The following is a 19953-nucleotide window of genomic DNA, read 5'->3' on the forward strand; positions in this document are numbered from 1 at the left end:
ATGTCCGACGGTTATTTCGTCGGCCAGTAGGCGTCTGCGCGAAAGTCATGCGGAATGGGGCTGAGCCTTGTGAGGGCTTCGGCCGCGAATTCAATCTGCATACGGAGATATTTCAACGCCGAAGGTATCGGCGCGCCGGTCACGAATTCCCTGACGCGCCATTCCTCATAGCCACTATCCTTGATACGCCGTGCCGCTTCCGTCTTCACGTCATGCATGCTCGGACTGAGAGCATCGCCATTTGCATCATTCTTGCTGGCGGCCTCACTCAGGCCGCCCTCGATCACATAGAACTTCATTCACACACCTACGAGACCCTCCCGAAATCAAGTTGCGCGACATCAATTAAATTGCAATCCCGTAGTTCTTCGGATGACAATTAGTCGCGCCGCTACCGCTGCCATCACGGAAAGTTTTCGCCCCAGGATGTGAGGAAGCAGCAGACAGGGCATTTACAGCGCAGACCCATCCCCCTATTGATTTTGCGCCGCAGCACGGAAGGACATACATGCTACGACGCCTCTATGATTGGACCATGTCGCTCGCCGGGCGCAAATTCGCTGAAATTTGGCTCGCAGTGATCGCCTTCGTCGAAAGCTCGGTCTTTCTGGTTCCAGCCGACGTTCTCTATCTGCCGATGTCGCTTGCCAGGCCGGAGCGTGCCTGGCGGTACGCGCTGGTGGCAACGACCGCCTCGGTGCTCGGCGGCATTGCCGGTTGGGCGCTCGGCTACTATGCCTTTGAGACGATCGCCCGGCCGATCCTCGAATTCTACGGCAAGATGGACGATTTCGACCGGCTGCGCAGCTACATGAACTACGAGACCATGATGCTGCTGCTGGTGACCTCGGGCCTCGCGCATCTGCCGCCGATCAAGGTCGTCACAATTCTTTCCGGTGTCGCCAAGATCAATCTGGGTATGTTCGTCGTTTCGGCGATCGCCGCGCGCGGAGCACGCTTCTTCCTCCTTGCCTGGCTGTTGCGCAGCTACGGCGAGCCTATCCGGCATTTCATCGAGAAGCGCTTGAGCCAGATCGTCACGGCAGTCGCGGCCGTCGCCATCATCGCCTATATTGTCTATCGCATGCTCGCGCATTGAGCATGCCCTGCGGAGACCACCCATGAGCCAATCATCGCTGCTTGCCCGCCCCGGCTTCGGCTTCTCCCTCCTGCTCGCCGTCGGCATGACAGTCACGGTCGGATCGGCCCTCGGCTTCCAATATATCGGCGGCTATATTCCCTGTGCTCTTTGCCTCCTGCAGCGCCAGCCCTACTATTACGGCATCCCCATCGCCATTCTCGCAGCACTTTCGGCCGCCTTCGGCCTGCCGTCATGGATGACGCGCGGGCTGCTGGCGATTGCCGGCATCCTGATGCTGGTCGGCGCCGGCATGGGTGTCTATCACTCCGGCGTCGAATGGCAATTCTGGCCAGGTCCCACAACCTGCTCGACCACGGCCAGCAGCATGACGCAGAACGCCGGCGATCTGCTTAGCGAGTTGAACAGCATCAAGGGTCCATCCTGCACCGATGCGGCACTTCGCGTGCTTGGCCTTTCCTTCGCGGGTTGGAATGTGATTGCCAGCCTCATCCTTGCGGCCATTGCCTTCGTCGGCCTGCGCAAGGCAGCCTGATTCCTATCAGGGCTGCAGTTCGGTATCCCAGTAGAGATAGTCGAGCCAGCTGTCGTGCAGATAGTTCGGCGGGAAGAGCCGGCCATTGTTGTGCAGATCCTGCACGGTCGGCTGATAGGGCTTCTGAGCAGGGAACATGCCTGCCTGCTTCGGCAGCTTGCTGCCTTTCCTCAAATTGCAGGGCGAGCATGCGGCCACGACGTTTTCCCACGTCGTCTCGCCGCCATGGGCGCGCGGAATGACGTGGTCGAAGGTCAGATCGTCGTGCGCGCCGCAATACTGACATTCGAACCTGTCGCGCAGGAATACGTTGAACCGGGTGAAGGCCGGATTGCGGGACGGCTGAACGTAAGTCTTGAGACACACGACGCTCGGCAACCGCATTGAGAAGCTCGGCGACGATACGGAATGTTCATACTCGGCGATGATGTTCACACGGTCGAGGAAGACCGCCTTGATCGCGTCCTGCCAGGACCAGAGCGACAAGGGATAATAGCTCAGGGGCCGATAGTCAGCGTTCAGGACGAGCGCCGGTAGGGCCTGGGGTGAGACAGCAATCGTCAAGGAACCCTCCTGATCGATTCGGCATCCACATCTTGTATATTAGGCCGGTTGTTACAGGATTGTGAAGTCCAATAAATTCAGCGCGTAGCGACGAACGGGAGAGTAGAGCGCATCAGCCGATCGGCAGCAGGTCGCGACGTAGCCTGACGGCGTAATAAGCCCAGAAGAGCCGGGCCGCGACAGAACGCCAAGGCGCCCAAATCCCGGCAATCTCGGTCAATGCCCTGGCCTGCGGACGCTCGCTGAGCGCGAAAGCCGACGCCACCGCATTCTGCAGGGCAACGTCGCCAGAGGGAAACACATCTGCGTGACCGCCGCAGAACATGAGATAGACTTCGGCGGTCCAGGGACCGATTCCTTTGATCGCCGTAAGTTCGGAAAGCGCCAGGTCCGCTGGTTTCAGGCAGAGGGAGAGGAGATCGAGCCGGCCGGAGATGACGGCGTCCGCAATGCGCGCCAGCGTATCAGCCTTAGCGCGCGACAATCCGAAATCCCGCCAAGCTTCTTCCGGGAAGGCTGCATAGGCTTGCGCTGTCAAGATGCCGTTGCCGGGATGCAAGCGGCGCCAGATCGCCTCGGCGCTCGCCCGCGAAACCATCTGCGAAACGATAATATGGGCAAGTCCCTCGAAGCCCGGCTCGCGCAACCTGAGCGGCACGGGGCCGGCCTGCGAGACGATCTGCCGCAGGCGCGGATCAAGACGAACAAGGGCTTCGAGCCCTTCGACGATATCCTCGTCGCTGCGAATGATCCGCATCCTGGTTCCAATGCTCCTCATGGTTCGATAACCAAATCCGTGGCAGAAAAAAGCATGACTGCATCCTTTCGTCAAAAACCCGTCTTCCGCTTTGCCCCGAGCCCGAACGGGCCGCTGCATCTCGGACACGCGCTTTCGGCCTTCCTCAATTACGACATGGCGAGGCAGGCCTCCGGCCGTTTCCTGCTGCGCATCGAAGACATCGATCGAACCCGCTGTACACCCGAATTCGAAGCTGACATCTATGAGGATCTCGGCTGGCTCGGCCTTTCCTGGGAGGAGCCGGTGCGCCGGCAATCGGATCACTTCGGCAAGTATCGGAGGGCTCTGGACGCTCTTGTGCGACGCGGGCTCGTCTATCCCTCCTTTCTCAGCCGGGGCGAGGTCAAGGCCCGGGTCAAAGCATATGAGGCTCAAGGAGGGATCTGGCCCGTCGATCCGGACGGCTCACCGCTCTACCCGCCAGATGACCGGGATCGCGACGTCGAAGAATGGCAGGCGATGCTTGCCGCCGGCCTCAAGCACGCCTGGCGTCTCGATATGCGAAAGGCGATGGACGAAGTGACGGAGCGGCTACACTGGACGGAAACGGGCGACAACGGGCGCGGCCAGATCGCGGCCGATCCTTCCATCTGGGGCGATGTCGTCCTCTCCCGCTCCGATGCGCCGTCCAGCTATCACCTTTCCGTCGTTGTCGACGATGCGCTCCAGGGCGTCACCCACATCGTGCGTGGGCTCGACCTCTTCCATGCGACGTCGGTCCATCGCCTGCTGCAGGTTTTGCTCGGCCTGCCGCAGCCTGTCTACCATCATCATCGGCTGATCTATGGGCCGGACGGTCGCAAGCTCTCGAAGAGCCTTGGTGATACCGGCCTTGCGGAGTTGCGGAAAAAGGGGCTGTCAGCGGCGGATATTCGCCGCCTCGTCGGTCTCTGAGGGCCCGGCCGGCGGAAGGTTTTCAGCCGCAAAGTTGCGCAGCAGCAGCGCTCGTACCCTGAACTTCAGCAATGCGGCATTGATCTCCGCGCCGATTATGAAGATTGCGCCGATCATGTAAAGGAAGACCAGAACGATCATAACCGAAGCGAGGCCGGCATAGGTGGCCGTATAATTTGCGAAAGTCGCGAGATAATAGGCAAAGATCAAGGCACCCGCGAGCCACAGCAGCAGCGTGACAAACACGCCGGGAATGACATCGTAGATGCGGCGTCGGCCGGCCGGAAGCCAGAGGTGGACGATCAGCAGCCCGACGGTCAGGACAAAGATCGTGCCATAGACGCGCCAACTGAAAATAATGTCGAGCGTATCTGCGAGCCAAGGCACCCATTGGCGCGCATAGTCAAGCGCCAGCGGGACTGCAACGAGCATGATGCTGATGGCCGCAAAGATCAGTACTGCGATCAGGACAAAACCAAGGCTCGCCAAGCGAGTTATGTACCAGGGGCGCGTTTCGGTCACGCGATAGGCGCGGTTGAGCGAGATGCGCAATGCTTCGACACCATTGGAGGCGAAATAGGCAGCCGCCAGAACAGAGACCGTCAGGAGCCCGCCCCGCGGTATCGTGAGAACCTGAAGGACCTGATCGGCCAATGGCTTGGCGATTGCTTCCGGCCAGGTATCGAAAATGAGATGGATGGCCGTGGAGGAAAACTGGTCCGCCCCGAGAAAGCTTGCAAGCGCCGTGCCGAAGATCAGAAATGGAAAGACGGCGAGCAGGATCGAGAGCGCAACATGACTTGCCATCGCCCAACCGTCGTCCTCGGTGAAGTGCCAGAAGGCATCATAGCCCACCTTGTAGATGATGCGCAGGATCGTCGGCATTCCACCTTTACCGTTTAGGGGTTGGCGATTGTCACATTCTACCGAATATGGGAAATGAGTCCGGTTTGTACAGGAATCATTGCATGGCGGATCAGCGCATCATCGTCGTGACCGGTTGCTCATCCGGCATCGGCGCCCATTGCGCTCGTGCTCTGAAAACCGCTGGCTGGCGGGTCTTCGCCACGGTCCGCAAAACGGAAGATTTCGCTTCGCTCGAAGCCGACGGTATCGAAACCCTGCCGATGGACTATACGCGGCCGGAGACGATTTCCGCTCTCGTCGAGACGGTGTCTCAACGGACCGGGGATCGCATCGATGCCCTCTTCAACAATGGCGGCTATGGCCAGCCGGGTGCTGTCGAGGACCTTCCGACAGATGCCCTGCGCGCCCAGTTCGAGACCAACCTGTTCGGCTGGCACGAATTGACACGGCGCGTGATCCCGCTGATGCGCCGGCAGGGTCATGGCCGGATCGTGCAATGCTCCTCCATCCTCGGCCTCGTTCCCTACCGCTTCCGCGGCGCCTATACGGCCTCGAAATGCGCGCTCGAAGGCCTCAGCGTCACACTGCGCATGGAACTTCAGGGCTCAGGCATTCATGTCAGCCTGATCGAACCTGGTCCGATCGCCTCGCGCTTCAACGCCAATGCGCTTGTCATGATCGAGAAGAACATCGATCTGAAGAATTCGCCCCATGCCGCCGACTATGAGCGGCAACTGGCGCGGCTCAGGGGCACAGGTCCGGTCAATCGCTACAAGCTTGGTCCGGAAGCCGTCTACAAGGTGCTCGATCACGCCTTGAACTCGGCCAGGCCAAAACCACATTACCCCGTAACAATTCCGGCAAAACAGGGCATAATGTTGAGGAGACTGCTTCCGGCAGACCTCCTCTATCGCTTCATGCGCTGGCTGGACTGACCTAGAATCGAGGCCCGTATTCCATGTCTACTTTTACCTATATTCTCGCGATCATCGTCATCGGCCTCGTTGCGCTTGTGCTGATCCGCGGCCTATTCAACATGATGAAGGGCGGGGACGCGAACCTTTCCAACAAGCTCATGCAATTGCGCGTACTGCTGCAGGCGATCGCCGTGATCCTTATCATGCTGACCCTCTGGCTGACGGGCGGCGGGCGGCCGTCATAAGCTCGTCAGGGGGCACTGGGATGGTCAAGCTGAATAAGATCTATACCAGGACAGGCGATGACGGCACCACAGGCCTGGTTTCCGGCCCGCGCCGGCTGAAGCATAACCTGCGCGTCGAAACCTATGGCACCGTCGACGAAACCAATTCCGCGATCGGGGTCGCGCGGCTCTACACGGCGGAGATGCCGGAGCTCGACCAGATGCTGATCGGCATACAGAACGATCTCTTCGATCTGGGCGCCGATCTTTCGACGCCGGAGACGGACGAGCCATCCGCCTATGAACCGCTGCGCATCGTCGAAACGCAGGTGGAACGCATCGAGCGGAATATCGACGTGCTGAATGCGGAGCTCAGCCCCCTCAATTCCTTCATCCTGCCGGGCGGCCGTCCCGCCGCCGCACACCTGCATCTGGCAAGGACTATTGCACGCAGGGCCGAACGCTGGATGGTGGCATTATCACGCAGCGAAGGCGAGACTGTGAGTGCCCCGGCGCTCAAATACATCAACCGCCTCTCCGATTTCCTCTTTGTCGCTGCCCGTCATGCCAATGACCGTGGTCGGGCCGATGTGCTTTGGGTACCGGGAAAAAACAGATAAGCTCACCCCGGCTACTGCATGTTTCCTTAAATCGGAACCGATTTAAGGATAAAAACATGCAGCAATTCAAAGTGCTACAGCGACCTTTGTGCGTCTGATAAGACGCACGGCGCTGTAGGACCGCCGGGGACAGGTTTTCATGTTCATACCGCTACACGATACGAATTCGCTGAGGCACATAAGGCTGCAATATGTCACGATCGGGCTGATCGCGCTCAACGTCGCGGTCTGGCTGTTCACGGAACTGAGCCCCGTCGATGTCTCCGAGGCAGCGATCGTGGGCTTCGGCTACATTCCCGCGGTCGCCTTCGACTACGCCGAACTCGCACCCGAAATCGCCGTGGTGCCGGAAACGGCCACCTATGTCACCTATGCTTTCCTGCATACGAGCTTTCTCCACCTCGCCACCAACATGCTGTTCCTTTGGGTCTTCGGCGATAACGTCGAGGACGCGATGGGGCATCTGCGCTTTCTGCTCTTCTATCTCCTCTGCGCGGCTGCAGGCGCCCTCTTCCATGGCCTTCTCGGTCCCGCCTCGCAAGCGCCGCTGGTTGGCGCCTCGGGGGCGATCTCCGGCGTCGTGACGGCCTATGTCCTCCTGCATCCGCGCGTCAGGGTATGGGTGCTGGTACTCTTCCGTATCCCGCTGCCGCTTCCGGCCTTCATTCCACTGCTGATCTGGATAGGGCAGCAGTTCTTCATGCTGGTCTTCGATCGACAGGGGGATGTCTCCTGGGGCGCGCATGTCGGCGGAATCGTGGCCGGCGGGCTGCTGGTTCTGGTCCTGCGCCGACCGGGCGTACCGCTCTTCGACCGACAGATCGTCACTCCACACGCCGTGGAACACGATGCCGCTTTCGCACGCCCCACGGAACAGCACGGTCCCTGGGATCGCGGTCCAGGCAACTATTGACGTATACGTCAACGTAAGATAATTGCGTGGTCAATTTGCCTGTCTGCGTCATGGAGCCGTTGTAATTGGGGGAAAAACACGTATCCATGTCGCCATTCGACAATCGGCGCTGCACGGAACAGCGCATTTTCTTGCGGATAATGGCTGAAGGAAGGAACCTATGAAGATTCTCGTGCCAGTGAAGCGGGTGGTTGATTTCAACGTGAAGATCCGCGTTAAGCCGGACGGCTCGGGCGTTGAGCTTGCGAATGTGAAGATGTCGATGAACCCGTTCGACGAGATCTCGGTGGAAGAGGCATTGCGGATCAAGGAAGCGGGCAAGGCAGAGGAAATCATCGTCGTTTCGATCGGCCCGGCCAAGGCCGAGGAGACGTTGCGGACGGCACTTGCCATGGGCGCCGACCGCGCGATCCTCGTGGAGACCGACGATGCTATCGAGCCGCTCGCCGTCGCCAAGATCCTCAAGGGCGTCGTCGACGCCGAAAGCCCAAGTCTGGTCATCGTCGGCAAGCAGGCAATCGACGACGATTCGAACCAGACGGGCCAGATGCTGGCAGCCCTGATGGGTTCGGCCCAGGCGACCTTCGCCTCGAAAATCGAACTTTCCGAGGGAAGCGCGACCGTCACCCGCGAGGTCGATGGCGGCCTGCAGACGATCGAGATCAAACTGCCCGCCGTCGTCACCACCGATCTGCGTCTGAACGAACCGCGCTATGCGTCGCTGCCGAACATCATGAAGGCGAAGAAAAAGCCGCTCGACAAGAAGACGCCTGCAGACTTCGGTGTCTCCACCGCCCCCCGGCTCAAGGTTTTGAAGACCGAAGAGCCCTCCGGACGCAAGGCGGGTGTCAAGGTCAAGTCGGTCGCCGAGCTCGTCGAGAAGCTCAAGACCGAAGCCGGCGTACTCTAAGGAACGGGAAAGGGAGATTTCAACAATGGCCATTCTTCTTCTGGCTGATCACGACAACGCAATCCTTTCCGACCAGACTGCCAAGGCGCTGACCGCTGCCACCAAGATTGGCGACGATGTGCATGTGCTGGTCGCAGGCAAGGACGCCAAGACCGCCGCCTCTGCCGCCGCCACCCTTACCGGCGTATCGAAGGTGCTGCTCGCCGAAGGCGACACGCTCGCCAACAATCTGGCCGAACCGCTGGCGGATCTGATCGTCTCACTCGCCGGCAGCTACGACACGATCATGGCTGCCGCAACCTCGGTCGGCAAGAATGTCATGCCGCGCGTGGCGGCTCTTCTGGACGTCGCGCAGATCTCGGAAATCATCGAGGTCGTCTCACCCGACACCTTCAAGCGACCGATCTACGCCGGCAATGCGATTCAGACCGTTCAAACGACCGACGCCAAGAGGGTCATTACCGTACGCACCGCCTCTTTCGCAGCCGCGCCCGAGGGCGGTTCGGCCGCCATCGAGACGATCGCCGCCGGATCCGACTTGGGCCTTTCCAAGTTCGTCAGGGATGCGCTGTCGACGTCGGATCGCCCGGAGCTGACATCTGCCAGGATCATCATTTCCGGTGGTCGCGCACTTGGCTCCGCCGAGAAATTCAAGGAAGTCATTCTGCCGGTCGCAGACAAACTCGGCGCCGCCGTTGGGGCATCACGCGCTGCCGTCGATGCCGGCTATGCACCGAACGATTGGCAGGTCGGCCAGACCGGCAAGGTCGTCGCCCCGCAGCTCTATATTGCCTGCGGCATCTCCGGCGCGATCCAGCACCTTGCCGGCATGAAGGATTCCAAGGTTATCGTTGCAATCAACAAGGATGAGGAAGCACCGATCTTCCAGATTGCCGATTACGGACTCGTCGCAGATCTTTTTGACGTCCTGCCGGAACTCGAAAAGGCGTTGTAAGCAGACTGGTTCTTTTCGCAATTGCGAATGACTGGAAAATTATCTGTTATCGGTCTATCACTTTTGCCGGGCATCTATTTGCCCGGCAAATTTATTTGAAAGCGGTATGCGGAATGCGCTCCGCTGGGGGAGTTGGCGATGAGTGGGATGCTGAAGAACATCGGTATAATCGGCGCAGGCCAGATGGGTTGCGGCATCGCCCATGTTTCGGCGGCCGCCGGCTACAAGGTCCACATCTACGATCTTACCCAGGATCGTATTGAATCCGGTCTCGCCACCATCAATGGCAATCTTGCCCGTCAGGTAACGAGCGGAAAGATGACCGACGAGCAACGCAAGGCCGCCCTTTCCCTCATCAGCGGGTCGCCCGACATTAATGACCTGGCACCGATGGATCTCGTCATCGAGGCTGCCACGGAGGATGAGACGGTCAAGAGGAAGATCTATGCGCAGGTCTGTCCAGTCCTGAAGCCGGACGCCTTGCTTGCCACAAACACCTCCTCACTCTCGATTACGCGTCTTGCCTCCGCGACGGACCGGCCCGAACACTTCATGGGCATTCACTTCATGAATCCGGTGCCGGTGATGAAGCTGGTGGAATTGGTGCGCGGAATTGCCACCGACGAGCAGACCTTTGCCACCGCCAAGGAATATGTGGCCTCGCTGGAAAAGACAGTGACTGTCGCCGAGGACTTCCCGGCCTTCATCGTCAACCGCATCCTGCTGCCGATGATCAACGAGGCGATCTACACGCTCTACGAAGGTGTCGGAACGGTCGATGCCATCGATACGGCAATGAAGCTCGGCGCAAACCATCCGATGGGACCGTTGCAGCTCGCCGACTTCATCGGCCTCGATACCTGCCTCTCCATCATGCAAGTGCTGCACGATGGTCTGGCAGATTCGAAGTACCGGCCCTGCCCGCTGCTCGTCAAATATGTCGAAGCCGGCTGGCTCGGCCGCAAGGCCGGCCGCGGCTTCTACGACTATCGCGGCGAGACCCCTGTTCCGACGCGCTGATCGTTAAAGCAATTCCAGGAAAAGTGCGAAGCGGCTTTTCGTCCGGAATGCGTGAAACGAACCGGCACATCTAGGACCCGATCGCCGCTTTGATCAGCCCCTTGGCATCGTCGCTGTCCCAGGCGGCGGGACCGTTCATGGCAGAGACGAGGCATCCCTTGTCGTCTATAAGCAGCGTCACCGGCAGGCCGAAGGCGAGACCTTCCTTCTTCAGGCTGTTGAAGACGCCGATGGTGTTGTCGCGGTAGTAGCCGAGCTTGTCGACGCCGGTTTCCTGCAGGAAGGCTTTCGGCTTCTCGTCGTCGCCGGTGTCGATATTGACCGCGACTACTTCGAACCGGTCACCGCCCATGTCCCTCTGAAGCGCATTGAGCGCCGGCATCTCCTCGCGGCAGGGGACGCACCATGTCGCCCAGAGATTGAGAAGCACCGTCTTGCCGGCGAAGTTGTCAAGCGTCATCGCCTTGCCTTCCGGACCGTTGAAGACGACCGAAGTCAGCTTGCGCGGCTGGTTCGCCGCGACCATGGCGGCGACCTCTCCCTTGGTGAAGGGCGTGATGGCGGCGATCTTGTCCTTGGCGGCCTCGCATTGCTTGGCGGCTGCAGTTTCGCCGCTGCCATTGCCATACCCCGCCTCCTTCACGTATACCGCTGCCGCACCGGCGATAATGCCGGCGACCGCAGCGATCGCGACCAATTTCAGGGATGGCAGTCCAAGAGGTCTTCTTGTTGTCATTTCGCTCTCCAGGATAGGCATCTTCATGGCTGAAGGCACCACGGACACCAAATCCTCAAATCAGATGTGGGGCGGACGCTTCGCTTCCGGCCCGGATGCTATCATGGAGGAGATAAATGCCTCGATCGGTTTCGACAAGAAGCTCTTTGCCCAGGATATCCGCGGCTCGATAGCGCATGCGACCATGCTCGCCAAGCAGGGGATCATTTCGGAGGAGGATAAGGACAAGATCGTTCACGGACTAAACACGATCCTGTCAGAGATCGAGAGCGGCAACTTCGAATTTTCCCGCCGGCTCGAGGACATCCATATGAATGTCGAGGCGCGGCTTGCGACCCTGATCGGCCCGGCTGCCGGCCGGCTGCACACGGCCCGGTCGCGCAACGACCAGGTGGCGCTCGACTTCCGTCTCTGGGTCAAGGAGGAATTGCAGAAAACCGAGCAGGCGCTGACCGGCCTCATTGCCGCATTCCTCGACCGTGCCGAGGAACATGCCGAAACCGTCATGCCCGGCTTCACGCATCTGCAGACCGCCCAACCGGTCACCTTCGGCCATCACTGCATGGCCTATGTCGAAATGTTCGGCCGCGACCGCTCGCGTGTGCGCCATGCGATCGAGCACATGGATGAATGCCCGATCGGCGCTGCCGCCCTTGCCGGCACCGGCTTCCCGATCGACCGGCAGATGACGGCGAAGGCGCTCGGCTTCCGCGAACCCACGCGCAACTCGATCGATACCGTTTCCGACCGCGATTTCGCCATCGAATTCCTTTCCATCGCTGCGATCGCCGCCATGCATCTGTCGCGCCTGGCCGAGGAGATCGTCATCTGGTCGACGCCGCAATTCGGCTTTGTCCGCCTGTCCGATGCCTTTTCGACAGGCTCCTCGATCATGCCGCAGAAGAAGAACCCGGATGCCGCGGAACTGGTGCGCGCCAAGACCGGCCGCATCAACGGCTCGCTGCTGGCGTTGCTCACCATCATGAAGGGTCTGCCGCTCGCCTATTCCAAGGATATGCAGGAAGACAAGGAGCAGGTCTTCGACGCCGCCGAAAGCCTGGAGCTCGCGATTGCCGCCATGACCGGCATGGTGCGCGACATCACAGTCAACGCCGCACGGATGAAGGCGGCAGCCGGCTCCGGCTATTCTACCGCGACCGATCTTGCCGACTGGCTCGTCCGCGAGGCTGGCCTGCCCTTCCGCGATGCCCATCACGTTACCGGCCGTGCGGTGGCGCTTGCCGAGAGCAAGGGATGCGATCTTTCCGAACTGCCGCTTACGGAATTGCAGGCGATCCATCCGGCCATCACCGAAAGGGTCTATGAGGTGCTGACGGTCGAGGCTTCGGTCGCAAGCAGGAAGAGCTTCGGCGGCACCGCACCCTCCGAAGTGCGCAAGCAGATCGCTTTCTGGCGTGCGCGCAACTGAACCATCCAACAATCAGGGTGCACAAGGCCAGCAAACTTCGCTATGAAGAAGCCCGTCTGACTACCTGCCCGCTCAAGAGGATATCGATGCAGATCAATGTGCCGCAAATCATCCGCCTGACCGTCGTACTTTCGGTCGTCGGTCTTGCCATCGTCGGATGCGGCCGCAAGGGCGACCTCGATCCTCCAAGCGCAGGTGCAACAAAGTTCGGCGACGCGTCCAAGCCGACGCAGCAGCCGGGCACCAAGGACAAGCATTTCTTTCTCGATCCTCTTCTGTAACAGGTTTCGGTCGTGAACCACTTCGAATATCGCAACGGCATTCTCTACGCCGAGGACGTCCCGGTTCCTGAGATCGCCAAGGCTGTCGGCACGCCCTTCTATTGCTACTCGACCGCCACATTGGAACGCCATTACCGTGTCTTCTCCGAAGCCTTCGGCGATGTCGATGCGATGGTCTGTTATGCGATGAAGGCCAATTCCAACCAGGCCGTGCTGAAGACCCTTGGCCGTCTCGGCGCCGGCGTCGATGTTGTTTCGGAAGGCGAACTGCGCCGTGCACTGGCGGCCGGCATTCCTGCAAACCGGATCATGTTTTCCGGCGTCGGCAAAACCGCGCGGGAAATGGATTTCGCGCTGGAAGCCGGCATCTATTGCTTCAATGTGGAATCCGAGCCCGAACTCGAGGTACTCAACCAGCGTGCCGTCAGGGCCTGCAGAAAGGCGCCCGTCTCTTTCCGCATCAATCCGGATGTCGATGCTCGCACCCACGCGAAGATTTCGACCGGGAAGAAGGAAAACAAGTTCGGAATCAGCTGGGAGCGTGCCCGCGCTGTCTATGCCCGCGCCGCCAGTCTGCCGGGCATCGAGGTGACCGGCATCGACATGCATATCGGCAGTCAGATCACCGAACTGCAGCCCTTCGATGATGCCTTCAAGCTGCTCCGCGATCTGGTTGGTACGCTGCGCGCCGACGGTCACGCGATCCATCATGTCGATATCGGCGGAGGTCTCGGCATTCCCTACCGCACCGACAATAATCCGCCGCCGCTTCCGGATGCCTATGCCACCATCGTCAAGAACCAGCTTCGCGGTCTCAACTGCAAAATCATCACCGAACCGGGGCGCCTGATCGTCGGCAACGCGGGCATTCTTGTGACGGAAGTCATTTATCTGAAGGATGGTGGAGAGAAGACCTTCGTCGTCGTCGACGCCGCGATGAACGATCTGATCCGCCCGACCCTCTACGAGGCCTATCACGAGATCCGGCCCGTCGTAATCTCGGCTGCGAATGCGCCACGCATCAAGGCAGACGTCGTAGGCCCGGTCTGCGAGACCGGGGACTATCTGGCCCTCGACCGGGAGATGGCGACACCAAGGCCCGGTGATCTGATGGCAGTGAGCTCGGGGGGCGCCTACGGCGCCGTTCAGTCGGGAACCTACAACACACGCCTTCTGATTCCGGAAGTACTGGTCAGGGGCGCCGATTTCCATGTGGTTCGCCCCCGCCAGACCTATGAGGACCTGATCGGGCTCGATTCGCTTCCAGCCTGGCTGAGTTGACATTCCCATCACAATTTAGCGATGCGTGAGGAAAAAGGGCGCTCAAAACGCCCTTGCCCTCGTCTTCGCCACAAAGAGTGCTATCCTCTAAGGGGGAAAATGCTGTCTTGCGGTCACCGGCCGCACCATCTGATCCTAGTGCATGTCGCGCAAAAGTGTGAAGCGGTCTGGCGGCAACGACATGCATGTAAACACCAGATCGGGGAGACCGGATCGAAATGAAGAATTCCAGCAAGGACAAGCAGGGTGCCTTCGCCTCGCGACCGTCGCTGGCAAGGCTGGTTACGATAAAGCGCTTTCTGGCGCGTCTGGTGCTGGTCGCCGAACAGATTCTGCCGCTTCTCGTTCCGGTACTTTCCGTCATTGCGCTCTATCTTTGCGCCGCATGGTTCGGCATCTTTCGCGTCGCACCGGACTGGGCCCGCCTGACGATCCTTCTGGTTCTGGCCATTGCTCTTATGGCCTCATTACTGCCCTTCCGGCGGCTGCGCTGGCCGGATGCGCCGACCGCCGACCGCATGCTGGAGGAGCGGAATGGTCTGCTGCACCAGCCGGTCACCGTTCAGGAGGAAGAGCCCGCTTTCGAAACGCCATTCTCCCGAGCGCTCTGGCACGAACACCAGAACCGCATGGCCGAGAGAATAGCGGCGCTGGACGCCGGCCTGCCACGCCCCGATATCGCCCGTTACGACCGTTTCGCCCTCAGAGCGATCCCTGCGCTTCTGGTGGTGACTGCCTTCAGCTATTCCCTGTCCAACGGCGGCGGTTCCCTTGGCGATGCTTTTCAGCACTCCATTGTGACCACGAATAATCCCGCCATGCGGATCGACGCATGGGTTACCCCGCCTTCCTATACGGGTCGCGCCCCGATCTACCTCACCAGCACTGGTGCGGAACAGGGGGCCGTGGACGTCCCGCAATTTTCCGATCTGACCGTCCGCGTGAGCGGGGCGGAGGCCGATCAGCAGGTCATTTTCCGAAAGGCGGCCAGCGACGAGGACATCGAAATCGCCGCTCAGGAAAACAAGAAGACGCCAGCGCGGCCTGCAAACAGTGCGACCCCGACACCTGTCGCCTCATCGAGCGGCCCGTCAGGCACCCCGCTCGTGACCAACACGCATGTGCTGAAGCTCGAAGAGAGCGGCGCATTAATGGTCGACGGCAAGAAATGGTCCTTCAACATCATTCCTGACAAACCTCCGGAGATTGCCTTCGACGGCATGCCGCGCCGCGCCGTGAACGGAGCGCTCGAAATCGGCTTCCGCCTCAAGGACGATTATGGCGTCCAGGAAGCGCGTGCCGAGATCGTTCCCATCGACGCGGATCCGGCCGCAACGCCGCTCTACCCTCCACCGGACTTCAGGCTCGATCTTCCGCGACGCAGTGCTCATGAGATGAAGGGCACGACGAGTAGGAACTTGACGGAACATCCTCTGGCCGGAAAGTGGGTTCGCATCACGCTCGTCGCCAAGGATGCCGCCGGGCAGACGGGGCGCAGCCCACCGGATGAAATGGTCTTGCCGTCGCGCAACTTCAATGAACCGCTCGCCGCCGCCGTCGCAGAAGAACGACAGGTGTTCTCGCTCGATACCCGCAAAATGCCGGAATCGATCGCGCTGAACGAGGCGTTGACCATCCGTCCGGAGGAAACGATCCCCAGCCTTACGAACTATCTGCTGCTGCAATCCGCACTTGGCCGCATGAAGCTCGCCAAGGGAAACGAGGCGCTGAAGGATACGGCGGAATACCTCTGGGAAATCGCGCTCGGCATGGAGGACGGCGATCTCTCGCTTGCCGAACGGCGTCTGCGCGATGCCCAGCAAAACCTCGCCGACGCCTTGCAGCGCAACGCTCCGGACGAGGAGATCAAGAAGCTCATGGATGAGCTGCGCAAGGCGATGCAGGACTATCTGAGCGAACTGGCTCAGCGGCTGCAGAACAGTCCGATGGCGCCGAACCAGCAGAACGCCCAGAATTTTCTGCGCCAGCAGGATCTCGAGCGCATGCTCGACCAGATCGAAAATCTCGCCCGCTCCGGCAACCGAGATGCCGCCCAGCAGATGCTCTCCGAGCTGCAGCGTATGATGAACAACCTGCAGGCGGGGCGTCCGCCGCAGGGCCAGTCGGGCCAGGACAATAGCCAAATGCGCCAGCAGCTCGACAAGCTTGGCGAGATCCTGCGCGACCAGCAGAAGCTGATGGAAGAAACCTTCCAGCTCGACCAGGCACTGAAAGATCGCATGCAGCGCGGCGATCCCAATCCCGGCCAGGAGGGCGAGCAGCAGCAGGGTCAACAGCAGCCCGGACAACAGGGCCAGCAGGGCCAGCAAGGCACGGACCAGATGACGGCCGAACAGCTGCGCGAAGCGCTCAAGCAGCTGCGTGGACAGCAGGATGCCCTCGGCAGAAAGCTTGGCGAACTGCAAAAAGGCCTGAGCGACATGGGCATGAAGCCCGGCAAGGGTTTCGGCCAGGCACAGCGAGAAATGGAAGGTGCTGCCGGCGAGCTCGGCCAGGGACGGGGTGAGCCCGCCATTCAAGGCCAGGGACGCGCTTTGCAAGCTCTCCGAGACGGTGCCCGGGACATGATGAACCAGATGATGCAGGCCCAACAAGGACAACAGGGACAGGGGTCGCAAGGTCAGTACGGCCAAGGTCAGACCACCGGGCGCGATCCGCTCGGCCGCCGTGTCCAGCAGCAGGAGGGTGATGGGGGCAACGACGTCAAGATCCCCGACGAGATCGATGTCCAACGCGCCCGCGAAATCCTCGACGCGATCCGGGAGAAGCTCGGCAACAACCCGCCGCAGGAAATAGAGCGACGTTATCTCGAACGGTTGCTGGACATCAAATAAGTCAGGTCAAGCGGCGAGCGCTCGCGCTACCGCCTTGCGGATATCCGGCAGGGCAAAGGGCTTGGAGACGACGTCGACGACCTTCTCCATGAGATCGTCGGCGCGTTCGCGTTGCTCGGCATATCCAGTCATCAAAAGGATCTTCAGGGACGGAAAGGCGCTTCGTGCCTGATGCGTCAGTTCGATCCCGTCCATCACGGGCATGCGTATATCGGACAGCAGGAGATCGAACGTGCCGTTCTTCAGCTTCTCTAAACCTTCGGCGCCATCGGCCGCCTCTTCGGTTTCATGCCCATCGAGACGCAGGGCCCGGGCAACGAAACTGCGCAGAGAGTCTTCGTCTTCCGTGATCAGAATTTTAGCCATCTTCGCATCGCTCCGTCTGTCTTGCTGACTTGCCCCGCAGGCAAATCACCAGACTTTTCTTTGCGATCGGTAAACGGCGGGCGTGTTCCGGCCGGATGGTTAACAACCCGTCTGCGAGCGCGGACCCGAAAAAGGTCAGGCGTCGCCGGTGACTACACCGACGAAGGGGAGTTCGCGGAAGGCATAGGCAACATCCATGCCGTAGCCGACGACGAAATAGTCCGGACATTCGAAGCCGACATAGTCGGCCTCCAGTTTCTCTTTGCGCTTCACGCTCTTGTCCAGGAGAACGGCGATCGTGACGTTGCGGGCGCCGCGCTGATAGAGCAGCTCCTTTGCAAACAGCAAAGTTCGGCCCGATTCCAGGATATCGTCGATCAGCAGCACGTCGCGATCCTTCACGTCGCTGTCTATGTCCTTGACGATACGCACACCCTTGGATTCTGTACCGGCGCCGTAGCTGGAAAGCGTGATGAATTCGACTTCCGGCGCAAGGCCGGTGTCGTGCAGCGCGCGGATGAGATCGGCGGCGAAAATGAAGGAACCCTTAAGGATAGCGATGACAAGAAGATCCTTCGTCGGCCCGGCGGCGATGTCCCGGGCCATGCTGCGATTGCGCTCTGCGATCTGCTCGGCCGTGAAAAGCGGGCTTATGTTTTTTCCGCGCACAACAGGCATATTGGGGCTTACTCCATGGGTCTGCCGCGGCAGGCGCCGCAATTCAGAGCTGAGGATGCTCTATTCCTTAAATCGGCGCCTGATAAGTCCGAAAATAGATGCCGGTTTCCGGACTTATGCGCTCAGCCCAAGCCGTTAGCACAAATGATGCCCTAGGGCATGAAAGAAAGCCGGGCATCCGGTATTTTTCCCCCAGGATGCTGCACGCGCGCCGAAAATCCCCGGCTCTGGCCGGCTTTGATGACATCGGCGGGAGGAGCGATCACGACGCTCGCGACGAGCCGCCCTCCGGAAAGGAGATCCGCTCTGATCGGCCGCAAAGGCAGCTCCGCATCCGTTGCGTTTTCGATAATGCCGTTGATCAGCAGCACGCGCATGCCGTTCGCATCGCGTGGCGTAACGCTGACATGGGTGAAATGCAGCGGCGTGTCGGAAAGTGTGGAAGCCTCTCCGCTGCCGGTGAGACCGGAAAAGCCACCGGCAAGTCCGAAGACAAGAACGAAGGAGGCAGCGACCAGCGCTGCAAAGGTCTTTTCGGACGCCCGTTGCAGCCACTGCTCTGCTGCGCGGACGCAAGAGACGGCGACGGAACGCGCCTCAGGGGCCATCTGCCGATACCGGGGAGCAAAGTTACGACGACTGTCGTTGAAGCTCCGCGATGAAGGGGGGCTGGAGCAAACATCGTCGATCACCACGAAATCCGCATCTGCGATATCAGATTGGCGCTCGAACGGTTGGAACGGTCGGGAGCCTGTCCTACGCTCCGGTGGTAAAAGATCATAGCGGCGATCAGGTTGCGGTTGCCGGTAGTGGAATGCGCCCATGATGACGACCTCCTCCTGCAATTCAAAGGGTGACAGCGATCTTTGTGCGTCTCACAAGACGCGCAGCGCTGCCGGTGTCCACCTACTGGATGTTTCCTTAAATCGGAGCCGATTTACGGATAAAAACATCCAGCAATTCAAAGTGCTACAGCGACCTTTGTGCGTCTGATAGGACGCACGGCGCTGTAGAGCGGGATGCCGAAAAGAGTGTGCGGCTTTCGGGCGACATCCTGCTCTAACTTTTTAGATTTAGAGGCGGATTCAGATTTCAGGTCGATCCGACCTGAAATCATCCGGCTCTAGTCTCAACGCCATACGAAATCTGGCATTGAAACGAATCCCGCTCAGTCGTAAATTTTAATGGTTAACGCTTCGCAAAGATCGCCATGAAACGGGCGTCTTTCTGGCAAAATTTACCGACTGTTAACGGTGTTGGTTAACAAGTCTCCCGAAGAGAACCACGAAAGACTGAGCTGCCCGTTGATCCATTTCGAGAACGTCGGTTTGCGCTATGGTATGGGACCGGAGATCCTCCGGGACCTGACGTTCAATATACCGAAGAAATCCTTCCAGTTCCTGACGGGGCCGTCCGGTGCTGGGAAAACGACGCTGCTGCGCCTGCTGTTCATGTCGCTGCAGCCGACCCGCGGCCTCATCCATATGTTCGGGCGTAACATCTCGGAGATTCCGCGCGCCGAATTGCCGTTGCTGCGCCGGCGCGTCGGCATCGTCTTTCAGGATTTCCGCTTGCTCGATCACCTGACCACCTATGAAAATGTCGCGCTTCCATTACGGGTGCGCGGCAAGGAGGAAGGCTCCTACCGCAACGATGTGCTGGAGCTCTTGAAATGGGTCGGCCTCGGAGAACGTATCAATGTGCTGCCGCCGGTTCTTTCCGGCGGCGAAAAGCAGCGCGCGGCGATCGCAAGAGCCCTCATCGACCGACCGGAAATCCTGCTCGCCGACGAGCCGACGGGAAATGTCGATCCTCCCATGGCCCGCCGGCTCCTGAACCTTTTTCTCGAGCTGAACCGCCTTGGAACTGCGGTCGTCATTGCGACCCACGATCTCGGTCTGATGGAGCAGGTGGAAGCCCGCCGCATGATTCTTTCCGAAGGGCATCTCGATATCTATGACTGATCGGGCTGAGAGAAAGAACGGAACGACCGCGCCGAAAGGCTCTCGC

General features: G+C 60.0%; 23 protein-coding genes. 15 read left to right on the forward strand and 8 right to left on the reverse strand.

Going from position 1 to position 19953, the window contains the following annotated elements; translation table 11 throughout:
• Nucleotides 1-11: 11 nt before the first annotated feature.
• Nucleotides 12-299 (reverse strand): hypothetical protein, encoded by a 288-nt coding sequence (locus AAE029_RS30470; protein WP_371076665.1) that lies wholly within the window; start codon nucleotides 297-299, stop codon nucleotides 12-14.
• A 209-nt stretch (nucleotides 300-508) separates the two neighbouring features.
• Here AAE029_RS30470 and AAE029_RS30475 point away from each other — a divergent pair, with 209 nt between their 5' ends.
• Both AAE029_RS30475 and AAE029_RS30480 read left to right on the forward strand, forming a co-directional pair.
• Nucleotides 509-1099 carry a YqaA family protein gene (locus AAE029_RS30475; protein WP_371076666.1) on the forward strand — a complete coding sequence of 197 codons (591 nt, stop codon included), beginning with the start codon at nucleotides 509-511 and terminating at the stop codon, nucleotides 1097-1099.
• Between the two features lie 22 nt (nucleotides 1100-1121).
• On the forward strand, nucleotides 1122-1634 hold the full coding sequence (locus tag AAE029_RS30480; protein WP_371076667.1) for a disulfide bond formation protein B: 513 nt from the start codon (nucleotides 1122-1124) through the stop codon (nucleotides 1632-1634).
• 6 nt (nucleotides 1635-1640) lie between these two features.
• Here AAE029_RS30480 and AAE029_RS30485 read toward each other — a convergent pair whose 3' ends face one another.
• Nucleotides 1641-2198: an HNH endonuclease gene (locus AAE029_RS30485; protein WP_004671754.1), complete on the reverse strand. Its 558-nt coding sequence runs from the start codon at nucleotides 2196-2198 to the stop codon at nucleotides 1641-1643.
• Between the two features lie 112 nt (nucleotides 2199-2310).
• Complete coding sequence (locus AAE029_RS30490) at nucleotides 2311-2955, reverse strand: DNA-3-methyladenine glycosylase (RefSeq protein ID WP_371076668.1); 645 nt, start codon at nucleotides 2953-2955, stop codon at nucleotides 2311-2313.
• A 54-nt stretch (nucleotides 2956-3009) separates the two neighbouring features.
• Between AAE029_RS30490 and gluQRS the strand changes: the two genes are divergently transcribed.
• Nucleotides 3010-3891 (forward strand): tRNA glutamyl-Q(34) synthetase GluQRS, encoded by an 882-nt coding sequence (gene gluQRS, locus AAE029_RS30495; protein ID WP_371076669.1) that lies wholly within the window; start codon nucleotides 3010-3012, stop codon nucleotides 3889-3891.
• Here the strand turns inward: gluQRS and AAE029_RS30500 are convergent.
• Nucleotides 3856-4776, reverse strand: a complete 921-nt coding sequence (locus tag AAE029_RS30500; protein WP_371076670.1) for a YihY/virulence factor BrkB family protein — start codon at nucleotides 4774-4776, stop codon at nucleotides 3856-3858. The two genes, gluQRS and AAE029_RS30500, sit on opposite strands and share 36 nt — an antisense overlap.
• 83 nt (nucleotides 4777-4859) lie before the next feature.
• Between AAE029_RS30500 and AAE029_RS30505 the strand changes: the two genes are divergently transcribed.
• The 7 genes from AAE029_RS30505 to AAE029_RS30535 all read left to right on the forward strand — a co-directional run bounded on the left by AAE029_RS30505 (nucleotide 4860) and on the right by AAE029_RS30535 (nucleotide 10317).
• Nucleotides 4860-5693, forward strand: coding sequence for an SDR family oxidoreductase (locus tag AAE029_RS30505; RefSeq protein ID WP_371076671.1), 834 nt, complete (start codon nucleotides 4860-4862; stop codon nucleotides 5691-5693).
• A 23-nt stretch (nucleotides 5694-5716) separates the two neighbouring features.
• Nucleotides 5717-5920 carry a twin transmembrane helix small protein gene (locus AAE029_RS30510; protein WP_371076672.1) on the forward strand — a complete coding sequence of 68 codons (204 nt, stop codon included), beginning with the start codon at nucleotides 5717-5719 and terminating at the stop codon, nucleotides 5918-5920.
• Between the two features lie 20 nt (nucleotides 5921-5940).
• The gene (locus AAE029_RS30515) at nucleotides 5941-6519 is read left to right on the forward strand and encodes a cob(I)yrinic acid a,c-diamide adenosyltransferase (protein ID WP_371076673.1); all 579 of its coding nucleotides are present in this window, start codon (nucleotides 5941-5943) and stop codon (nucleotides 6517-6519) included.
• Nucleotides 6520-6658: 139 nt separating this feature from the next.
• On the forward strand, nucleotides 6659-7432 hold the full coding sequence (locus AAE029_RS30520) for a rhomboid family intramembrane serine protease (protein ID WP_371076674.1): 774 nt from the start codon (nucleotides 6659-6661) through the stop codon (nucleotides 7430-7432).
• Between the two features lie 160 nt (nucleotides 7433-7592).
• On the forward strand, nucleotides 7593-8342 hold the full coding sequence (locus AAE029_RS30525) for an electron transfer flavoprotein subunit beta/FixA family protein (RefSeq protein ID WP_371076675.1): 750 nt from the start codon (nucleotides 7593-7595) through the stop codon (nucleotides 8340-8342).
• A 25-nt stretch (nucleotides 8343-8367) separates the two neighbouring features.
• On the forward strand, nucleotides 8368-9297 hold the full coding sequence (locus tag AAE029_RS30530) for an electron transfer flavoprotein subunit alpha/FixB family protein (RefSeq protein WP_371076676.1): 930 nt from the start codon (nucleotides 8368-8370) through the stop codon (nucleotides 9295-9297).
• Between the two features lie 138 nt (nucleotides 9298-9435).
• Nucleotides 9436-10317: a 3-hydroxybutyryl-CoA dehydrogenase gene (locus AAE029_RS30535; RefSeq protein ID WP_371076677.1), complete on the forward strand. Its 882-nt coding sequence runs from the start codon at nucleotides 9436-9438 to the stop codon at nucleotides 10315-10317.
• A gap of 70 nt (nucleotides 10318-10387) precedes the next feature.
• Here AAE029_RS30535 and AAE029_RS30540 read toward each other — a convergent pair whose 3' ends face one another.
• Nucleotides 10388-11053, reverse strand: a complete 666-nt coding sequence (locus AAE029_RS30540) for a TlpA family protein disulfide reductase (protein WP_371076678.1) — start codon at nucleotides 11051-11053, stop codon at nucleotides 10388-10390.
• 25 nt (nucleotides 11054-11078) lie between these two features.
• Here AAE029_RS30540 and argH point away from each other — a divergent pair, with 25 nt between their 5' ends.
• The 4 genes from argH to AAE029_RS30560 all read left to right on the forward strand — a co-directional run bounded on the left by argH (nucleotide 11079) and on the right by AAE029_RS30560 (nucleotide 16899).
• Nucleotides 11079-12482, forward strand: coding sequence for an argininosuccinate lyase (gene argH / locus AAE029_RS30545; RefSeq protein WP_371076679.1), 1404 nt, complete (start codon nucleotides 11079-11081; stop codon nucleotides 12480-12482).
• 86 nt (nucleotides 12483-12568) lie between these two features.
• Entirely contained in the window at nucleotides 12569-12763 is a 195-nt protein-coding gene (locus AAE029_RS30550) for a lipoprotein (protein WP_371076680.1), read from the forward strand.
• A 12-nt stretch (nucleotides 12764-12775) separates the two neighbouring features.
• Nucleotides 12776-14044, forward strand: coding sequence for a diaminopimelate decarboxylase (gene lysA, locus AAE029_RS30555; RefSeq protein WP_371076681.1), 1269 nt, complete (start codon nucleotides 12776-12778; stop codon nucleotides 14042-14044).
• Between the two features lie 218 nt (nucleotides 14045-14262).
• Nucleotides 14263-16899, forward strand: coding sequence for a TIGR02302 family protein (locus AAE029_RS30560; protein WP_371076682.1), 2637 nt, complete (start codon nucleotides 14263-14265; stop codon nucleotides 16897-16899).
• A gap of 6 nt (nucleotides 16900-16905) precedes the next feature.
• Here the strand turns inward: AAE029_RS30560 and AAE029_RS30565 are convergent, their stop codons facing one another.
• The 3 genes from AAE029_RS30565 to AAE029_RS30575 form a co-directional block, all read right to left on the reverse strand.
• The gene (locus tag AAE029_RS30565) at nucleotides 16906-17265 is read right to left on the reverse strand and encodes a response regulator (protein WP_371076683.1); all 360 of its coding nucleotides are present in this window, start codon (nucleotides 17263-17265) and stop codon (nucleotides 16906-16908) included.
• Nucleotides 17266-17400: 135 nt separating this feature from the next.
• Nucleotides 17401-17943, reverse strand: coding sequence for a hypoxanthine phosphoribosyltransferase (gene hpt / locus AAE029_RS30570; RefSeq protein WP_371076684.1), 543 nt, complete (start codon nucleotides 17941-17943; stop codon nucleotides 17401-17403).
• 152 nt (nucleotides 17944-18095) lie between these two features.
• Nucleotides 18096-18551 carry a hypothetical protein gene (locus tag AAE029_RS30575; protein ID WP_371076685.1) on the reverse strand — a complete coding sequence of 152 codons (456 nt, stop codon included), beginning with the start codon at nucleotides 18549-18551 and terminating at the stop codon, nucleotides 18096-18098.
• Nucleotides 18552-19247: 696 nt separating this feature from the next.
• Between AAE029_RS30575 and ftsE the strand changes: the two genes are divergently transcribed.
• Nucleotides 19248-19907, forward strand: a complete 660-nt coding sequence (gene ftsE, locus AAE029_RS30580; RefSeq protein WP_371076686.1) for a cell division ATP-binding protein FtsE — start codon at nucleotides 19248-19250, stop codon at nucleotides 19905-19907.
• Nucleotides 19908-19953 lie beyond the last annotated feature (46 nt).

The sequence above is a fragment of the Sinorhizobium sp. CB7 genome (genome assembly GCF_041357635.1).
GTDB lineage: Bacteria > Pseudomonadota > Alphaproteobacteria > Rhizobiales > Rhizobiaceae > Rhizobium.

Excerpts from the sequence above, each read along its gene's own strand:
- AAE029_RS30470 (WP_371076665.1), bottom strand. The coding sequence starts at position 299 with ATGAAGTTCTATGTGATCGAGGGCGGCCTGAGTGAGGCCGCCAGCAAG.
- AAE029_RS30475 (WP_371076666.1), top strand. The coding sequence starts at position 509 with ATGCTACGACGCCTCTATGATTGGACCATGTCGCTCGCCGGGCGCAAA.
- AAE029_RS30480 (WP_371076667.1), top strand. The coding sequence starts at position 1,122 with ATGAGCCAATCATCGCTGCTTGCCCGCCCCGGCTTCGGCTTCTCCCTC.
- AAE029_RS30490 (WP_371076668.1), bottom strand. The coding sequence starts at position 2,955 with ATGCGGATCATTCGCAGCGACGAGGATATCGTCGAAGGGCTCGAAGCC.
- gluQRS (WP_371076669.1), top strand. The coding sequence starts at position 3,010 with ATGACTGCATCCTTTCGTCAAAAACCCGTCTTCCGCTTTGCCCCGAGC.
- AAE029_RS30500 (WP_371076670.1), bottom strand. The coding sequence starts at position 4,776 with ATGCCGACGATCCTGCGCATCATCTACAAGGTGGGCTATGATGCCTTC.
- AAE029_RS30505 (WP_371076671.1), top strand. The coding sequence starts at position 4,860 with ATGGCGGATCAGCGCATCATCGTCGTGACCGGTTGCTCATCCGGCATC.
- AAE029_RS30510 (WP_371076672.1), top strand. The coding sequence starts at position 5,717 with ATGTCTACTTTTACCTATATTCTCGCGATCATCGTCATCGGCCTCGTT.
- AAE029_RS30515 (WP_371076673.1), top strand. The coding sequence starts at position 5,941 with ATGGTCAAGCTGAATAAGATCTATACCAGGACAGGCGATGACGGCACC.
- AAE029_RS30520 (WP_371076674.1), top strand. The coding sequence starts at position 6,659 with ATGTTCATACCGCTACACGATACGAATTCGCTGAGGCACATAAGGCTG.
- AAE029_RS30525 (WP_371076675.1), top strand. The coding sequence starts at position 7,593 with ATGAAGATTCTCGTGCCAGTGAAGCGGGTGGTTGATTTCAACGTGAAG.
- AAE029_RS30530 (WP_371076676.1), top strand. The coding sequence starts at position 8,368 with ATGGCCATTCTTCTTCTGGCTGATCACGACAACGCAATCCTTTCCGAC.
- AAE029_RS30535 (WP_371076677.1), top strand. The coding sequence starts at position 9,436 with ATGAGTGGGATGCTGAAGAACATCGGTATAATCGGCGCAGGCCAGATG.
- AAE029_RS30540 (WP_371076678.1), bottom strand. The coding sequence starts at position 11,053 with ATGACAACAAGAAGACCTCTTGGACTGCCATCCCTGAAATTGGTCGCG.
- argH (WP_371076679.1), top strand. The coding sequence starts at position 11,079 with ATGGCTGAAGGCACCACGGACACCAAATCCTCAAATCAGATGTGGGGC.
- AAE029_RS30550 (WP_371076680.1), top strand. The coding sequence starts at position 12,569 with ATGCAGATCAATGTGCCGCAAATCATCCGCCTGACCGTCGTACTTTCG.
- AAE029_RS30560 (WP_371076682.1), top strand. The coding sequence starts at position 14,263 with ATGAAGAATTCCAGCAAGGACAAGCAGGGTGCCTTCGCCTCGCGACCG.
- AAE029_RS30565 (WP_371076683.1), bottom strand. The coding sequence starts at position 17,265 with ATGGCTAAAATTCTGATCACGGAAGACGAAGACTCTCTGCGCAGTTTC.
- hpt (WP_371076684.1), bottom strand. The coding sequence starts at position 17,943 with ATGCCTGTTGTGCGCGGAAAAAACATAAGCCCGCTTTTCACGGCCGAG.
- AAE029_RS30575 (WP_371076685.1), bottom strand. The coding sequence starts at position 18,551 with ATGGCCCCTGAGGCGCGTTCCGTCGCCGTCTCTTGCGTCCGCGCAGCA.